This is a genomic window from Streptococcus sp. 3705 (genome assembly GCF_013277145.1).
GTDB lineage: Bacteria > Bacillota > Bacilli > Lactobacillales > Streptococcaceae > Streptococcus.
In genome coordinates this window covers 85,523-102,281 of sequence record NZ_VMMJ01000010.1, presented here as the reverse complement: position 1 = coordinate 102,281, position 16,759 = coordinate 85,523, and the positions used below count along the sequence as shown (strand labels likewise).

Annotated in this window: 17 protein-coding genes; 14 read left to right on the top strand and 3 right to left on the bottom strand. The window is 37.6% G+C overall.

Annotated elements, in window-relative coordinates:
• Positions 1-128 precede the first annotated feature (128 nt).
• Entirely contained in the window at positions 129-1,154 is a 1,026-nt protein-coding gene (gene trpS, locus HT714_RS03190; RefSeq protein ID WP_173224834.1) for a tryptophan--tRNA ligase, read from the top strand.
• Positions 1,155-1,305: 151 nt separating this feature from the next.
• Positions 1,306-2,784: an IMP dehydrogenase gene (guaB, locus tag HT714_RS03185; RefSeq protein ID WP_000073430.1), complete on the top strand. Its 1,479-nt coding sequence runs from the start codon at positions 1,306-1,308 to the stop codon at positions 2,782-2,784.
• 56 nt (positions 2,785-2,840) lie between these two features.
• On the opposite strand, the gene recF is transcribed toward guaB, so the two are convergent.
• Together recF and yaaA are read right to left on the bottom strand one after the other, a co-directional pair.
• Entirely contained in the window at positions 2,841-3,932 is a 1,092-nt protein-coding gene (recF, locus tag HT714_RS03180) for a DNA replication/repair protein RecF (protein ID WP_173224838.1), read from the bottom strand.
• Between the two features lie 2 nt (positions 3,933-3,934).
• Positions 3,935-4,303, bottom strand: a complete 369-nt coding sequence (gene yaaA / locus HT714_RS03175; protein ID WP_172923668.1) for a S4 domain-containing protein YaaA — start codon at positions 4,301-4,303, stop codon at positions 3,935-3,937.
• Between the two features lie 158 nt (positions 4,304-4,461).
• On the opposite strand from yaaA, the gene HT714_RS03170 reads away from it, so the two are divergent.
• The 12 genes from HT714_RS03170 to tsf all read left to right on the top strand — a co-directional run bounded on the left by HT714_RS03170 (position 4,462) and on the right by tsf (position 15,634).
• Positions 4,462-5,712 carry a pitrilysin family protein gene (locus HT714_RS03170; protein WP_173224841.1) on the top strand — a complete coding sequence of 417 codons (1,251 nt, stop codon included), beginning with the start codon at positions 4,462-4,464 and terminating at the stop codon, positions 5,710-5,712.
• The gene (locus tag HT714_RS03165) at positions 5,709-6,992 is read left to right on the top strand and encodes a pitrilysin family protein (RefSeq protein WP_173224843.1); all 1,284 of its coding nucleotides are present in this window, start codon (positions 5,709-5,711) and stop codon (positions 6,990-6,992) included. The genes HT714_RS03170 and HT714_RS03165 overlap by 4 nt, the downstream gene beginning before the upstream one ends.
• A gap of 41 nt (positions 6,993-7,033) precedes the next feature.
• The gene (gene rodZ / locus HT714_RS03160; RefSeq protein WP_173224846.1) at positions 7,034-7,876 is read left to right on the top strand and encodes a cytoskeleton protein RodZ; all 843 of its coding nucleotides are present in this window, start codon (positions 7,034-7,036) and stop codon (positions 7,874-7,876) included.
• 10 nt (positions 7,877-7,886) lie between these two features.
• Complete coding sequence (gene pgsA / locus HT714_RS03155) at positions 7,887-8,432, top strand: CDP-diacylglycerol--glycerol-3-phosphate 3-phosphatidyltransferase (RefSeq protein ID WP_049511275.1); 546 nt, start codon at positions 7,887-7,889, stop codon at positions 8,430-8,432.
• Positions 8,429-9,256: an energy-coupling factor ABC transporter ATP-binding protein gene (locus tag HT714_RS03150; protein ID WP_173224848.1), complete on the top strand. Its 828-nt coding sequence runs from the start codon at positions 8,429-8,431 to the stop codon at positions 9,254-9,256. The genes pgsA and HT714_RS03150 overlap by 4 nt, the downstream gene beginning before the upstream one ends.
• On the top strand, positions 9,241-10,080 hold the full coding sequence (locus tag HT714_RS03145; RefSeq protein ID WP_173251459.1) for an energy-coupling factor transporter ATPase: 840 nt from the start codon (positions 9,241-9,243) through the stop codon (positions 10,078-10,080). Before HT714_RS03150 ends, HT714_RS03145 begins: the two co-directional genes overlap by 16 nt.
• Positions 10,073-10,867, top strand: coding sequence for an energy-coupling factor transporter transmembrane protein EcfT (locus HT714_RS03140; protein ID WP_173224855.1), 795 nt, complete (start codon positions 10,073-10,075; stop codon positions 10,865-10,867). Before HT714_RS03145 ends, HT714_RS03140 begins: the two co-directional genes overlap by 8 nt.
• Positions 10,868-10,926: 59 nt before the next feature.
• On the top strand, positions 10,927-11,745 hold the full coding sequence (gene mreC / locus HT714_RS03135; protein ID WP_173224857.1) for a rod shape-determining protein MreC: 819 nt from the start codon (positions 10,927-10,929) through the stop codon (positions 11,743-11,745).
• Entirely contained in the window at positions 11,745-12,239 is a 495-nt protein-coding gene (gene mreD, locus HT714_RS03130; protein WP_172929838.1) for a rod shape-determining protein MreD, read from the top strand. Before mreC ends, mreD begins: the two co-directional genes overlap by 1 nt.
• Before the next feature lie 93 nt (positions 12,240-12,332).
• Positions 12,333-13,511 (top strand): CHAP domain-containing protein, encoded by a 1,179-nt coding sequence (locus HT714_RS03125; protein ID WP_081530007.1) that lies wholly within the window; start codon positions 12,333-12,335, stop codon positions 13,509-13,511.
• 223 nt (positions 13,512-13,734) lie between these two features.
• The gene (gene rpsB, locus HT714_RS03120) at positions 13,735-14,514 is read left to right on the top strand and encodes a 30S ribosomal protein S2 (protein ID WP_000268466.1); all 780 of its coding nucleotides are present in this window, start codon (positions 13,735-13,737) and stop codon (positions 14,512-14,514) included.
• A gap of 79 nt (positions 14,515-14,593) precedes the next feature.
• Positions 14,594-15,634 carry a translation elongation factor Ts gene (gene tsf, locus HT714_RS03115; protein WP_050223249.1) on the top strand — a complete coding sequence of 347 codons (1,041 nt, stop codon included), beginning with the start codon at positions 14,594-14,596 and terminating at the stop codon, positions 15,632-15,634.
• A gap of 121 nt (positions 15,635-15,755) precedes the next feature.
• Here the strand turns inward: tsf and cysK are convergent, their stop codons facing one another.
• Positions 15,756-16,682: a cysteine synthase A gene (gene cysK, locus HT714_RS03110; RefSeq protein WP_173224859.1), complete on the bottom strand. Its 927-nt coding sequence runs from the start codon at positions 16,680-16,682 to the stop codon at positions 15,756-15,758.
• Between the last annotated feature and the right edge of the window lie 77 nt (positions 16,683-16,759).

The following is a 16,759-nucleotide window of genomic DNA, read 5'->3' as shown; positions in this document are numbered from 1 at the left end:
GTGTAAATTAAATTTACAGCATACGTTACACAAATCCGTAAATAGCAAGGCTGATTTATTTTGATAAATTACGGTTATTTCATTAAAAAAATGCTATAATTGAAGGGACTATATCGAAGGAGAACAAAATGACTAAACCCATTATTTTAACAGGAGACCGTCCGACAGGAAAATTGCATATTGGACATTATGTTGGAAGTCTCAAAAATCGAGTATTATTACAGGAAGAGGATAAGTATGATATGTTTGTGTTCTTGGCTGACCAACAAGCCTTGACAGATCATGCCAAAGATCCTCAAACCATTGTAGAGTCTATCGGAAACGTGGCTTTGGATTACCTTGCAGTTGGATTGGATCCAAGTAAGTCAACTATCTTTATTCAAAGCCAGATTCCAGAGTTGGCTGAGTTGTCTATGTATTATATGAATCTGGTTTCATTAGCACGTCTGGAGCGTAATCCAACTGTCAAGACAGAAATTGCTCAGAAAGGCTTTGGAGAAAGTATTCCGACAGGCTTCTTAGTCTATCCAATCGCTCAAGCAGCTGACATCACAGCCTTTAAGGCCAATTATGTTCCTGTTGGGACAGATCAGAAACCAATGATTGAGCAAACTCGTGAGATTGTTCGTTCTTTTAACAATGCATATAACTGTGATGTCTTGGTAGAACCAGAAGGTATTTATCCAGAAAATGAGAGAGCAGGGCGTTTGCCTGGTTTGGATGGGAATGCTAAAATGTCTAAATCACTCAATAACGGTATTTATTTAGCTGATGATGCGGATACTTTGCGTAAAAAAGTGATGAGTATGTATACAGATCCAAATCATATTCGAGTGGAAGATCCAGGTAAGATTGAGGGAAATATGGTTTTCCATTATCTAGATGTTTTTGGTCGCCCAGAAGATGCTCAAGAAATTGCTGACATGAAAGAACATTATCAACGAGGTGGTCTTGGTGATGTGAAGACCAAGCGTTATCTACTTGAAATATTAGAACGTGAACTTGGTCCTATTCGTGAGCGCCGTATTGAATTTGCTAAGGATATGGGAGAAGTTTATAATATGCTTCAAAAAGGTAGTGAAAGAGCTCGTGAAGTTGCAGGTCAAACCCTATCTGAGGTTAAAGGGGCAATGGGACTTCATTACTTTAACTAAGTTTATTTTACAAGAAACTATCATTTCTATCTCGAAGAAAAGATAGTTTTTTATTTACCCCTGTAACATTTGACAAATTTTTATAGAATGGTATGATAGATACAATATAAAAAGAGTCAAGCTCAAAAAGAAAGAAAAGAGGAAACTTCGAATGTCTAATTGGGACACTAAATTTTTGAAAAAAGGTTTTACCTTTGATGATGTATTGCTTATTCCAGCTGAAAGTCATGTGTTGCCTAACGATGCAGATTTAACAACTAAATTGGCAGATAATTTGACTTTAAATATCCCAATTATTACCGCTGCCATGGACACAGTTACAGAGAGTCAAATGGCCATTGCTATTGCTCGTGCAGGCGGTCTCGGAGTTATCCATAAAAACATGTCAATTGCTCAACAAGCAGACGAGGTTCGTAAGGTAAAACGTTCTGAAAATGGAGTTATTATTGATCCCTTCTTCTTGACGCCTGAACATACAATTGCTGAAGCAGATGAGCTTATGGGTCGTTACCGCATCAGTGGTGTTCCAGTTGTTGAAACACTTGAAAATCGTAAATTGGTTGGTATTTTGACAAACCGAGATCTTCGTTTTATTTCAGACTATAACCAACCAATCTCAAATCATATGACTAGTGAAAATCTTGTGACTGCTCCTGTGGGTACAGATCTTTCAACAGCTGAGAGTATTCTTCAAGAACACCGTATTGAAAAACTTCCGTTGGTAGATGAAGAAGGCCGTCTTTCTGGTTTGATTACTATCAAAGATATTGAAAAAGTTATTGAGTTTCCAAATGCTGCTAAAGATGAGTTTGGTCGTCTTCTAGTTGCAGGTGCAGTAGGTGTTACTTCAGATACATTTGAACGTGCAGAGGCTCTTTTTGAGGCAGGAGCGGATGCGATTGTTATTGATACTGCGCATGGTCATTCTGCAGGTGTCTTGCGTAAAATTGCTGAGATTCGTGCTCACTTTCCAGATCGTACTTTGATTGCTGGAAATATTGCTACTGCTGAGGGAGCGCGTGCCCTTTATGAAGCAGGTGTAGACGTTGTCAAGGTTGGTATTGGACCAGGTTCTATCTGTACTACTCGTGTGATTGCTGGTGTTGGTGTTCCACAAGTAACAGCTATCTATGATGCTGCAGCTGTTGCGCGTGAATATGGTAAAACGATCATTGCTGACGGTGGAATCAAGTATTCTGGAGATATTGTAAAAGCCCTTGCTGCAGGTGGAAATGCAGTTATGCTTGGATCAATGTTTGCTGGAACTGATGAAGCTCCAGGCGAAACTGAAATCTTCCAAGGACGTAAGTTTAAGACTTACCGTGGTATGGGATCAATTGCTGCTATGAAGAAAGGTTCAAGCGATCGTTACTTCCAAGGTTCTGTCAATGAAGCAAATAAACTTGTTCCAGAAGGAATTGAAGGTCGTGTTGCTTATAAAGGAGCGGCAGCTGATATTGTTTTCCAAATGATTGGTGGTATTCGCTCTGGTATGGGTTACTGTGGTGCAGCTAACCTTAAAGAGTTGCATGATAATGCTCAATTTATTGAAATGTCTGGTGCTGGTTTGAAAGAAAGCCATCCTCATGATGTACAAATTACTAATGAGGCGCCAAATTATTCTATGTAAAAAACAATGAAAAGAACTCCCGTGAAAACAGGAGTTCTTTTACGATGTTATCAATTTTAATTTACAGCAACTTTACCATCCTGAATAGTAAAGATGCTTAGATTTTTTGGCAGATTTTGAAGATGATCTAAGCTTGTTGTTGTGATAAAGGTTTGGATTGACTGAGAAATCGTTTCTAATAATTTTAGTTGTCTAGTGTTGTCAAGTTCGCTCATAACATCGTCAAGCAATAATATCGGAGATTCTGTAGTAATACTTTCCATTAATTCGATCTCTGCTAATTTTATCGATAGGACGAGACTACGATGTTGACCTTGACTTCCAAAACTAGCATCCATCCCATTTATATAAAAAGAAATATCATCTCGATGAGGCCCAACACCAGTATTCTTTTTAAATAAATCTCTGGACCTACTTTTTTCTAAAGCAATTTTGAAAGATTCTGATAAATCTTCTTTGTCAGTTATCTTTACAGAAGATTGATAGGATATTGACAATTCTTCAATCTGATTAGAGAGTTCAAAATGTTTCTTACGCCCAAATGATTCTAGTTTTTTTATGAAATCTAAGCGGTGATTCATTACACGACATCCATAATCAACTAGCTGATCATCTAAGACTGAAAGGAAGGTTCCATCTATTTTTTGAGCTGATTTTAGATAAGTGTTTCTTTGCTTTAGGATGTGGTTATAATTGGTTAAGTCAGATAAATAGATTGGCTTGATTTGTCCAAGTTCCATATCAATGAATTTTCGTCGAATCGAAGGTGCTCCTTTAATTAGTTGTAAATCTTCAGGAGCAAATAAGACAACATTCATATGTCCGACATAATCTGAAAGGCGTGCCTGTTTTAGGTGATTAACTTTTGTCACACGTCCTTTTTGTGTTAGTTCGATTTCGAGAGGAATAGATCCCGTTTTTTTCTGAACAAGACCTGAAAGATGAAGTTGTTCCTCATCAAAATGAATGAGATTTTTATCTGTTCGAGTTCGATGGCTACGTGTTAAGGCTAAAAAATAGATAGCCTCTAACATATTTGTTTTACCTTGTGCATTACGTCCTAAAAAGACATTTAATTTAGGATTAAAGTCTATTTTCGTCTCTTTGTAGTTACGAAAAGTTTTGAGAGATAGTTGTTGTAGCCACATGATTATCTACCAGGGAATCGCGGAGCTTGTTTGCTTTTGGGTGATGAAGTAGGTTTTGATTTATCTTTTTTTACTCCTTTATTCATCTCCTTAACAAGTTTAGCGATTCGTTCTTTTTCAACTTTATCAGCTTGATATTCCTCGTTCTCCTCAGAAGTAGGTTGTGTCAACAAGATGTCAATATTCATGTCAGGGATGTCAACTTTATCACCAATACGAAGTTTTTTACCGCGACGACTCTCTAATTCCCCATTAAAGTAAACAGAATGTTCAGAGAGAAATGATTTGATAGCTCCTCCGCTATGTGTAATTCCAAGTTCTTTGAGTAGTGCTTGGAGGGTAATAAATTCTTCAAATAATTTGTATTCCATAATTCACCTCAATCTTTGGTATTATACCATATTTTCCTAAAAATAGTGAGAGAAACAGGGAGAAATGTAAGCGATTTTTATTTCAAAAGTGTTACAGAGAACAAGAAAATTTCAGGTTTTCGTGATATAATAGAAGTCTGTATATAAGGAGGTAAATCATGGAGTTAGTGCATGGAATTTCAACACATTTTATCCAATCAAAGAAGTTTAAAACGAACAAAATTACCGTGCGTTTTACAGCTCCATTATCTCTTGATACGATTGCAGGTCGCATGTTGAGTGCGAGTATGCTAGAAACTGCCAACCAGATGTACCCCACTTTTCAAAATTTTAGGAGACACTTGGCCAGTCTATATGGTACAGATATGTCAACCAATTGTTTTAGAAGAGGGCAAAGTCATGTTGTAGAATTGACATTTAATTATGTTCGTGATGAGTTTTTAAGTAAGAAAAATGTGCTAACTTCTCAGGTTTTGGAACTTGTAAAAGAAACTCTTTTTTCACCCGTAGTATTTGATAATAGGTTTGATTCGGCCTTATTTGAAATTGAGAAAAAACAATTGCTAGCAAGTTTAGCAGCTGATATGGATGATTCTTTTTATTTTTCACATAAAGAATTAGACAAGTTATTTTTTCATGATGAACGTCTCAAATTGGAATACAGTGATTTACGAAATCGTATTTTAGCTGAAACTCCACAAAGTTCTTATTCTTGTTTCCAAGAATTTTTGGCCAATGATCGAATAGATTTCTTTTTCCTGGGTGATTTTAATGAGGTTGAAATTCAAAATGTATTAGAATCATTTGCCTTTAAAGGTCGAAAAGGAGATGTGAAGGTTCAGTATTGTCAACCTTATTCCAATATACTACAAGAAGGTATGATTCGGAAAAATGTGGAACAGTCTATTTTAGAGTTGGGATATCATTGCTCTGCTGAATATGGTGATGAGCAACATTTACCCATGATTGTAATGAATGGTTTACTGGGTGGATTTGCTCATTCTAAGCTCTTTACAAATGTTCGTGAAAATGCTGGATTGGCTTATACTATTTCAAGTCAGCTTGATTTATTTAGTGGATTTTTGAGGATGTATGCTGGTATTGATCGAGAAAATCGGAATCAGGCTCGTAAAATGATGAACAATCAACTGCTTGATTTAAAAAAAGGTTATTTTACAGAGCTTGAGTTAGAGCAGACCAAGGAAATGATTCGTCGGTCTTTGTTACTTTCTCAAGATAATCAAGGTTCATTGATTGAACGTGCTTATCAAAATGCCTTACTTGGAAAATCTTCAGCAGACTTTAAAAGTTGGATTACAAAACTCGAGCAAGTTGACAAAGATGCTATTTGTAGAGCAGCTAATAATGTGAAACTACAAGCGATTTACTTTATGGAAGGAATAGAATGACAAAGGTTGTTTTTGAAGAAAAATACTATCCAGCTGTAAAAGAAATGATTTATCGAACTCGTTTGTCAAATGGATTGACAGTTGCTCTTTTGCCTAAAAAGGAATTTAAAGAGGTTTACGGGAGTGTAACTGTCCAGTTTGGTTCGATAGATACGCTTGTCACAGAAATTGACGGAGATGTAAAAAAATATCCTGCAGGAATTGCTCATTTTCTTGAACATAAATTATTTGAAAGAGAAGATTCTAGTGATTTGATGTCTGCTTTTACGAGTCTAGGTGCAGATAGTAATGCCTTTACAAGCTTTACAAAAACAAGCTATCTTTTTTCAGCAACGGATCATTTTTTAGAAAATTTAGACTTACTTGATGAATTAGTAACATCAGCACATTTTACTGAAGCTTCCATTTTGAGAGAGCAGGATATTATTCAGCAGGAACGAGAAATGTACCAAGATGATCCAGATTCGTGTTTATTCTTTTCAACCTTAGCGAATTTGTATCCTGGTACTCCTTTAGCAACTGATATAGTTGGAAGTGAGGAGTCCATTTCCCAAATCAATCTAACTAATTTGCAAGAAAATTTTACAAGGTTTTACAAACCTGTAAACATGTCTCTGTTTTTAGTTGGTAATTTTGATGTGGAGCTAGTACAGGGATACTTTGAAAGAAAAGAACGGAAAGATTTAGATGTTCAGGAAGTAGCAAGAGAAAAAATTGTTTTACAGGCTGTAAAGCAAACAGACAGTATGAGAATGGAAGTATCTTCTCCCAAACTAGCGATTGGAGTTAGAGGTAAGCGAGAAGTTTCTGAAGCGGATTGCTATCGACATCATATTTTATTAAAATTATTGTTTGCAATGATGTTTGGTTGGACTTCGGATCGTTTTCAAAAGTTATATGAATCAGGTAAAATAGATGCTTCCTTATCTCTTGAAATTGAAGTAACAAGTCGTTTTCATTTTGTTATGTTGACAATGGATACGAAAGAGCCAGTTGCTTTATCTCATCAATTTAGGAAGGCCATTCGTAATTTTACAAAGGATTTAGATATTACAGAGGATCATTTAGATATTATCAAAAGAGAGATGTTTGGAGAATTTTTCAGTAGCATGAACTCTCTTGAATTTATTGCAACGCAATATGATGCTTTTGAACATGGTGAGACAATTTTTGATTTACCAAAGATTTTACAGGAAATTACTTTAGAGGATGTCCTTGATGCTGGACATCATTTAATAGATGATGGTGACATAGTTGATTTTACAATATTCCCATCGTAGTAACCTATCATAATAGACACTAGAAAGAAGGGATGACAAGTATGAGAAAAAAAACAATTGGAGAGGTTTTACGATTAGCTAGAATCAATCAGGGATTGAGTTTAGATGAATTGCAGAAAAAGACAGAAATCCAGTTAGATATGTTGGAAGCAATGGAAGCAGACGATTTCGATCAACTTCCAAGTCCTTTTTACACGCGTTCTTTCTTGAGAAAATATGCATGGGCTGTTGAGTTAGATGACCAAATTGTCTTGGATGCTTATGATTCTGGGAGTATGATTACTTATGAGGAAGTAGATGTTGATGAAGATGAGTTGACAGGTCGTAGACGTTCCAGTAAGAAAAAGAAGAAAAAAACATCATTTTTACCTTTATTTTATTTTATCCTTTTTGCTTTATCGATTTTAATTTTTGTGACCTATTATGTTTGGAACTATATTCAAACTCAACCAGAGGGGCTTTCTCTTTCTAATTACAGTGTGGTTCAATCAACAAGTTCAATAAGTTCAACTAGCTCTGTTCCCCACTCCTCAAGTAGTAGTTCATCTAGCAGTTCTTCTAGTGTAGAATCAGCTATAAGTGTATCAGGCGAAGGAAATCATGTAGAAATCGCTTATAAGACAAGTAAGGAAACAGTTAAATTGCAATTGGCAGTTTCAGATGTTACAAGTTGGGTCAGCGTTTCAGAAAGCGAACTTGAGGGCGGTGTAACCTTATCACCGGATAATAAAAGTGCAGAAGCAACAGTTGCAACTAAAAGTCCTGTAACCATTACGTTAGGTGTTGTAAAAGGTGTTGCTTTGACAGTAGATAATCAGACTGTTGATTTATCGAAATTAACAGCCCAGACTGGACAAATCACTGTAACCTTTACTAAAAATTAAGGAAAAACGAATGAAAAAAGAACAAATTCCCAATCTCTTAACAATAGGTCGAATTCTCTTTATACCTATTTTTATCTTTATTTTAACGATAGGAAATTCGATAGAGAGTCATATAGTGGCAGCTATTATCTTTGCTGTTGCCAGTATTACCGACTATTTAGATGGATATTTAGCTCGTAAATGGAATGTAGTCAGTAATTTCGGTAAATTTGCAGATCCTATGGCGGATAAGCTACTAGTTATGTCGGCTTTTATTATGTTGATTGAGCTAGGTATGGCTCCAGCTTGGATTGTTGCAGTGATCATCTGTCGTGAGTTGGCTGTGACAGGTTTAAGGCTTTTATTGGTTGAAACTGGTGGAACAGTTTTAGCAGCAGCAATGCCTGGAAAAATTAAAACTTTCAGTCAGATGTTTGCCATTATTTTCTTGCTATTACACTGGACTTTGCTTGGTCAAGTTCTACTTTATGTAGCCTTGTTTTTCACTATCTACTCTGGCTATGATTATTTCAAGGGTAGTGCCTATGTATTTAAAGGGACATTTGGTTCGAAATGAAATCAGTAATTGATGTAAAAAATCTTTCTTTTCGTTATAAGGAAAGTCAGGAATACTATGATGTGAAGGATATTACGTTTCACGTGAAACGTGGAGAATGGCTTTCGATTGTAGGGCATAATGGTAGTGGTAAATCAACGACGGTTCGCTTAATTGATGGCTTACTAGAAGCAGAATCTGGAGAGATTGTAATTGATGGCCAACGGCTAACTGAGGAAAATGTTTGGAATATACGTCGTCAAATCGGTATGGTTTTTCAAAATCCAGACAATCAGTTTGTTGGAGCGACTGTTGAAGACGATGTTGCCTTTGGTTTGGAAAATCAGGGCCTTTCTCGTCAAGAAATGAAAAAGAGAGTGGAAGAAGCTCTGGATTTGGTTGGCATGTTGGACTTTAAAAAGAGAGAGCCAGCACGTTTATCGGGTGGCCAAAAGCAACGTGTGGCCATTGCAGGTGTTGTAGCCCTAAGACCAGCTATTCTAATCTTAGATGAAGCAACGAGTATGTTGGATCCTGAGGGGCGTAGAGAACTGATTGAGACAGTAAAAGGAATTCGGAAAGACTATGATATGACGGTCATTTCCATTACACATGATTTGGAAGAAGTTGCCATGAGTGATCGTGTATTGGTCATGAAAAAAGGGTCAATTGAATCAACTAGTAGTCCAAGAGATCTTTTCTCTCGAAATGATTTAGATCAAATTGGATTAGACAATCCTTTTGCCAATCAATTAAAACATTCTTTGAACCAGAATGGCTATGATTTACCTGAAAATTATTTGACAGAAAGTGAGCTAGAGGATAAGCTATGGGAATTGCTCTAGAAAATGTGAGTTTTACATATCAAGAAGGGACTCCCTTAGCTTCAGCAGCTTTGTCGGATGTTTCTTTGACGATTGAAGATGGTTCTTATACGGCTTTAATTGGCCATACAGGTAGTGGCAAATCAACTATTTTACAACTCTTAAATGGTTTATTGGTTCCAAGTCAAGGGAGCGTGCGGGTTTTTGATACCTTAATCACCTCGACTTCTAAAAATAAAGATATTCGTCAAATTAGAAAACAGGTTGGCTTGGTATTTCAGTTTGCTGAAAATCAGATTTTTGAAGAAACGGTTTTGAAAGATGTTGCTTTTGGCCCGCAAAATTTTGGAGTTTCTGAAGAAGATGCGGAGCAGATTGCGCGTGAGAAACTGGCTCTGGTTGGAATCGATGAATCACTTTTTAATCGTAGCCCGTTTGAGCTATCAGGTGGACAAATGAGACGTGTTGCCATTGCAGGCATACTTGCTATGGAACCAGCCATATTAGTCTTAGATGAGCCCACAGCAGGCCTAGATCCTCTGGGAAGAAAAGAGCTGATGAATTTGTTCAAAAAACTCCACCAGTCAGGGATGACCATTGTCTTGGTAACGCATTTGATGGATGATGTTGCCGAATATGCGAACCAAGTCTATGTGATGGAAAAGGGATGTTTAGTTAAGGGTGGTAAACCAAGTGATGTCTTTCAAGATGTTGTCTTTATGGAAGAAGTGCAGTTGGGAGTACCTAAAATTACAGCCTTTTGTAAACGATTGGCTGATAGAGGCGTGTCATTTAAACGATTACCGATTAAGATAGAGGAGTTCAAGGAGTCGCTAAATGGATAGTATGATTTTGGGGCGTTATATCCCAGGGGATTCGATTGTTCACCGGTTGGATCCACGTAGCAAATTACTGGCTATGATGCTACTGATTTTAATCGTTTTTTGGGCTAATAATCCCTTGACGAATCTAATTCTTTTTATAGCGACAGGGATATTTATTGCCTTGTCAGGAGTATCTCTTTCATTTTTTATTCAGGGCTTGAAGTCTATGTTTTTCTTGATTGCCTTCACAACTATTTTTCAACTGTTTTTCATTTCTAATGGGAATGTTTTATTTGAGTTTTCGTTTGTGAGAATCACGGATTATGCTTTGCAACAAGCTGGGATTATTTTTTGTCGCTTTGTATTGATTATTTTCTTTTCAACTTTGTTAACCTTAACGACCATGCCCTTAAGTTTGGCATCAGCTGTCGAAGCTTTGTTAGCGCCTTTAAAGCGTGTGAAAGTTCCAGTTCATGAAATTGGATTGATGCTGTCCATGAGTCTACGTTTTGTTCCAACCTTGATGGATGATACGACGCGGATTATGAATGCACAGAAAGCGCGTGGAGTGGATTTTGGTGAAGGAAGCATTGCTCAAAAAGTAAAGGCTATGATTCCTATTTTGATTCCTCTTTTTGCGACAAGTTTAAAACGTTCGGATTCCTTGGCTATCGCCATGGAAGCGCGTGGTTATCAGGGTGGAAAAGGCAGAAGTCAATACCGACAATTGAAATGGACTCGAAAGGATACGCTGACCATTCTTGTTGTTATCGTACTTGGTTGTTGCTTATTTTTCTTAAAATCTTAGTAGCTTTCAGGAATTGATAAAAAAGTTACTGTAACAGTTCTTGATATAAAGGTAGGGATATGAACCGTTTTAAAAAATCAAAATATGTCATTATTGTTTTTGTCACTGTTCTGCTTGTATCAGCTCTCTTAGCGACGACTTATTCAAGTACAATTGTAACAAAATTAGGAGATGGAATTTCATTGGTTGATAGGGTTGTACAAAAACCTTTTCAGTGGTTTGATTCTGTCAAATCAGATTTGGCTCATTTGACACGAACATATAATGAAAATGAAAGTTTGAAGAAACAGATTTACCAATTAGAAGTTAAATCAAATGAGGCGGAAAGTTTAAAGACAGAAAATGAACAATTGCGTCAATTGCTTGATATGAAGTCTAAATTGCAAGCCACAAAGACTTTAGCAGCAGATGTTATTATGCGTTCTCCGGTATCTTGGAAACAGGAATTGACCTTAGATGTAGGCAAATCAAAAGGAGCTTCAGATAACATGTTAGCTATTGCAAATGGTGGTTTGATTGGGAGCGTTTCAAAAGTGGAGGACAACTCTACCATGGTCAACCTTCTGACAAATACGGAAAATGCTGATAAGATTTCTGTTAAAATTCAACACGGCACTACCACAATTTATGGAATTATTGTTGGCTACGACAAGGAAAATGAAGTTCTTAAAATTAGCCAATTAAATAGTAATAGCGATATTAGTGCGGGAGATAAGGTGACTACTGGTGGATTAGGAAACTTTAACGTTGCTGATATTCCTGTTGGTGAAGTGGTTGCCACAACGCATAGTACAGACTATTTGACACGAGAAGTAACTGTTAAATTGAGTGCAGATACTCATAATGTGGATGTGATAGAATTAGTGGGGAATTCATAATGAGACAGTTGAAGCGGGTTGGAGTGTTTTTATTGCTTCCTTTCTTTGTTCTAATTGACGCCCATATTAGCCAGCTTCTGGGCTCATTTTTCCCCCATGTACATTTGGCTAGTCATTTTCTTTTTCTATTTCTCTTATTTGAGACAATAGAAGTATCAGAATATCTCTATCTAGTCTATTGTTTTATGGTGGGCCTGGTTTATGATGTTTACTTTTTCCATCTAATAGGGATTGCAACTCTCTTATTTATCTTATTGGGAGCCCTTCTTCATAAATTGAATAGTGTTATTTTGTTGAATCGTTGGACAAGAATGCTAGCCATGATTGTCCTGACATTCCTGTTTGAAATGGGTAGTTATCTTTTGGCTTTTATGGTAGGGCTGACAGTGGATAACATGTCGATTTTTATAGTCTATAGCTTGGTACCGACGATGATTTTAAATTTTTTATGGGTTACTGTTTTTCAATTTATTTTTGAAAAATATTATCTATAAGAACGACATATAAATGTAACAAAGGCGTAATATTTATTGGAGTTTTTTTTGGTATACTAGTATTGTCTTAAACAGAAGGAGTATTTATTAACCATGAAGAAAAAAATCTTAGCCTCGCTTTTATTAAGTACAGTAATGGTTTCCCAGGCAGCAGTATTGACGACTGCCCATGCAGAAACGACTGATGACAAAATTGCTGCTCAAGATAATAAAATTAGTAACTTAACAGCACAACAACAAGAAGCACAAAAACAAGTTGATCAAATTCAGGAGCAAGTATCTGCTATTCAAGCAGAGCAATCTAACTTGCAATCTGAAAATGATAGATTACAAGCAGAATCTAAGAAACTCGAGGGTGAGATTACAGAACTTTCTAAAAACATTGTTTCTCGTAACCAATCTTTAGAAAAACAAGCTCGTAGTGCTCAAACAAATGGAGCTGCAACTAGCTACATCAATACGATTGTAAACTCAAAATCAATTACAGAAGCTATTTCACGTGTTGCTGCAATGAGTGAAATCGTATCTGCGAATAACAAAATGTTGGAACAACAAAAGGCAGATAAGAAAGCTATTTCTGAAAAGCAAGTAGCAAACAATGATGCTATCAATACTGTAATTGCTAATCAACAAAAATTGGCAGATGATGCTCAAGCATTGACTACTAAACAGGCAGAACTAAAAGCTGCTGAATTGAGTCTTGCTGCTGAGAAAGCGACAGCTGAAGGGGAAAAAGCAAGTCTATTGGAACAAAAAGCAGCAGCTGAGGCTGAGGCTCGTGCAGCTGCGGCAGCAGAAGCGGCTTATAAAGAAAAACAAGCTAGCCAACAACAATCAGTACTTGCTTCAGGTAATACCAACCTAACAGCACAGGTACAGGCAGTATCTGAATCTGCAGTAGCACCTGTTCAGGCTAAAGTACGTCCAACATATAACACAGATGCCTCAACTTATCCAATTGGTGAATGTACCTGGGGAGTTAAAACATTAGCACCTTGGGCTGGAGACTATTGGGGTAATGGAGCACAGTGGGCCACAAGTGCAGCAGCAGCAGGTTTCCGTACAGGTTCAACCCCTCAAGTTGGAGCAATTGCATGTTGGAACGATGGTGGATATGGACACGTAGCGGTTGTTACAGCTGTTGAATCAACAACACGTATCCAAGTATCAGAATCAAACTATGCAGGTAATCGCACACTTGGAAACCACCGTGGATGGTTTAATCCAACAACGACTTCTGAAGGTTTTGTGACATATATTTATGCAGACTAATTAGAGAGGGACTCGAATAGAGCCCTCTTTTTCAGGTTTTACCGTGACAATAACGATTAAAAATCCCATCAAAATAGCTTGAAAATATCGAAAAAGTATGGTAGAATAAAAATTGTCGTGTGAACGATAATACTCATTCTTGATGAATTGTGAAGCAGTTGCCCTTGGGTCGTTTTGCGAGTTGAAGTCAAGAAGAGGAAAAAAACAAAAAGGAGAAATACTCATGGCAGTAATTTCAATGAAACAACTTCTTGAGGCTGGTGTACACTTTGGTCACCAAACTCGTCGCTGGAACCCTAAGATGGCTAAATACATCTTTACAGAGCGTAACGGAATCCACGTTATCGACTTGCAACAAACTGTAAAATACGCTGACCAAGCATACGACTTCATGCGTGATGCAGCAGCTAACGATGCAGTTGTATTGTTCGTTGGTACTAAGAAACAAGCAGCTGATGCAGTTGCTGAAGAAGCAGTACGTTCAGGTCAATACTTCATCAACCACCGTTGGTTGGGTGGAACTCTTACAAACTGGGGAACAATCCAAAAACGTATCGCTCGTTTGAAAGAAATTAAACGTATGGAAGAAGATGGAACTTTCGAAGTTCTTCCTAAGAAAGAAGTTGCACTTCTTAACAAACAACGTGCGCGTCTTGAAAAATTCTTGGGTGGTATCGAAGATATGCCTCGTATCCCAGATGTGATGTACGTAGTTGACCCACATAAAGAGCAAATCGCTGTTAAAGAAGCTAAAAAATTGGGAATTCCAGTTGTAGCGATGGTCGACACAAATACTGATCCAGATGATATCGATGTAATCATCCCAGCTAACGATGACGCTATCCGCGCTGTTAAATTGATTACAGCTAAATTGGCTGATGCTATCATCGAAGGACGTCAAGGTGAGGATGCAGTAGCAGTTGAAGCAGAATTTGCAGCTTCAGAAACTCAAGCAGATTCAATTGAAGAAATCGTTGAAGTTGTAGAAGGCGACAACGCTTAATTCATAATAAATAGTAATTACCTAGGAGGGCGGGGCTTAGCCCGGCTCTCCTATTTTTAAAAAATATAGGAGAATCAAAATGGCAGAAATTACAGCTAAACTTGTTAAAGAGTTGCGTGAAAAATCTGGTGCTGGTGTTATGGACGCTAAAAAAGCATTGGTTGAAGTGGAAGGCGATATCGAAAAAGCGATTGAATTGCTTCGCGAAAAAGGTATGGCAAAAGCAGCTAAGAAAGCTGACCGTGTTGCTGCAGAAGGTTTGACTGGTGTTTATGTTGACGGTAACATTGCAGCAGTTGTTGAAGTAAATGCTGAAACTGACTTCGTTGCGAAAAACGCTCAATTTGTTGAGTTGGTAAACGCAACAGCTAAAGCAATCGTTGAAGGAAAACCAGCTAACAACGAAGAAGCTCTTGCTTTGACAATGCCTTCAGGTGAAACTCTTGAAGCTGCATACGTATCTGCAACAGCGACTATCGGAGAAAAAATCTCATTCCGTCGCTTTGCTTTGATTGAAAAAACAGATGCACAACACTTCGGAGCCTACCAACACAACGGTGGACGTATCGGTGTTATCTCTGTAATCGAAGGTGGAGACGAAGCACTTGCTAAACAAATTTCAATGCACATCGCTGCTATGAAACCAACAGTTCTTTCATACAAAGAATTGGATGAGCAATTTGTTAAAGATGAGTTGGCACAATTGAACCACGTTATCGACCAAGATAACGAAAGCCGTGCAATGGTTAACAAACCAGCTCTTCCACACTTGAAATATGGATCAAAAGCACAATTGACTGATGAAGTGATCGCTCAAGCTGAAGCTGACATCAAAGCTGAATTGGCTGCAGAAGGCAAACCAGAAAAAATCTGGGACAAAATCATCCCAGGTAAAATGGATCGCTTCATGCTTGACAATACTAAAGTTGACCAAGCTTACACACTTCTTGCACAAGTTTATATCATGGATGACAGCAAGACAGTTGAAGCATACCTTGAGTCAGTTAACGCTTCAGTAGTTGAGTTCGCTCGCTTTGAAGTTGGTGAAGGTATCGAAAAAGCTGCAAACGACTTTGAAGCTGAAGTTGCGGCTACAATGGCAGCAGCCTTGAATAACTAATTATAGAAAGGAAGTAAATTTGCTTCCTTTTTTCTATGCAGTCGATCCTTATAGGGAGAACTTCCTATTTTCAAGGTAAAAATAAAAAGCCCTATAATAAGGGCTAAGTGCATTTAGGAGACTAAACTTCAAATTCATAGAGTGTTGTAGAGAGATAACGTTCACCGTTATCTGGTGCTAGAGCAAGAACTTTTTTACCTGTACCTAATTTTTTGGCAATCTCGATGGCTCCGTAGATAGCTGCAGCTGAAGAAATCCCTACAAGGAAACCTTCTTTTCCACCAATTTCACGGCCGAGTGCTAGAGCATCGTCTGACGTTACACGAACGATACCATCATAAGCCTTTGTATCCAGTGTATCAGGAATAAATCCAGCTGATATACCTTGAATTTTGTGAGGACCAGGTTTTTCACCAGATAGAATAGCAGATTCATCAGCTTCCACTGCATAAACTTGAATGTTTGAATTTGCTGATTTGAGTGCATGAGAAACACCAGAAATTGTTCCACCGGTACCAACTCCAGCAACAAAGGCATCTAATCCATTTTTACCGAAAGCAGCTAGTATCTCAGCTCCTGTTGTTCTTTCGTGTACTTCTGGATTTGCTGGGTTGTCAAATTGAAGAGGAAGGAAACCATCACGTTCAGCAGCGATTTCTTGAGCCTTAGCAATAGCACCTTTCATTCCTTCGCTACCAGGAGTAAGGACGAGTTCAGCACCATAGGCTTGGATAATCTTACGTCGTTCCACACTCATAGTTTCAGGCATAACGATAACAACTTTATACCCTTTAGCAGCCCCTACCCATGAAAGTCCAATACCAGTGTTTCCACTTGTTGCTTCAACAATAGTAGAACCAGGTTTCAGAATACCGTCTTGTTCAGCTTTTTCAATCATGCTAAGAGCAATACGGTCTTTTACAGAAGAACCAGGGTTAAATGCTTCAAGTTTTACATAGACATCTGCAGCACCTTCTGGCACAATGTTGTTGAGTTTAACAATCGGAGTTTGACCGATTAGTTCAGTAATGTTGTTATAAATAGACATATGAATACCTCTTTGTATAAGATATCTCTAGTATAACGCTATCTATACCATTTGTAAAATATAGAAATCCTATCGAA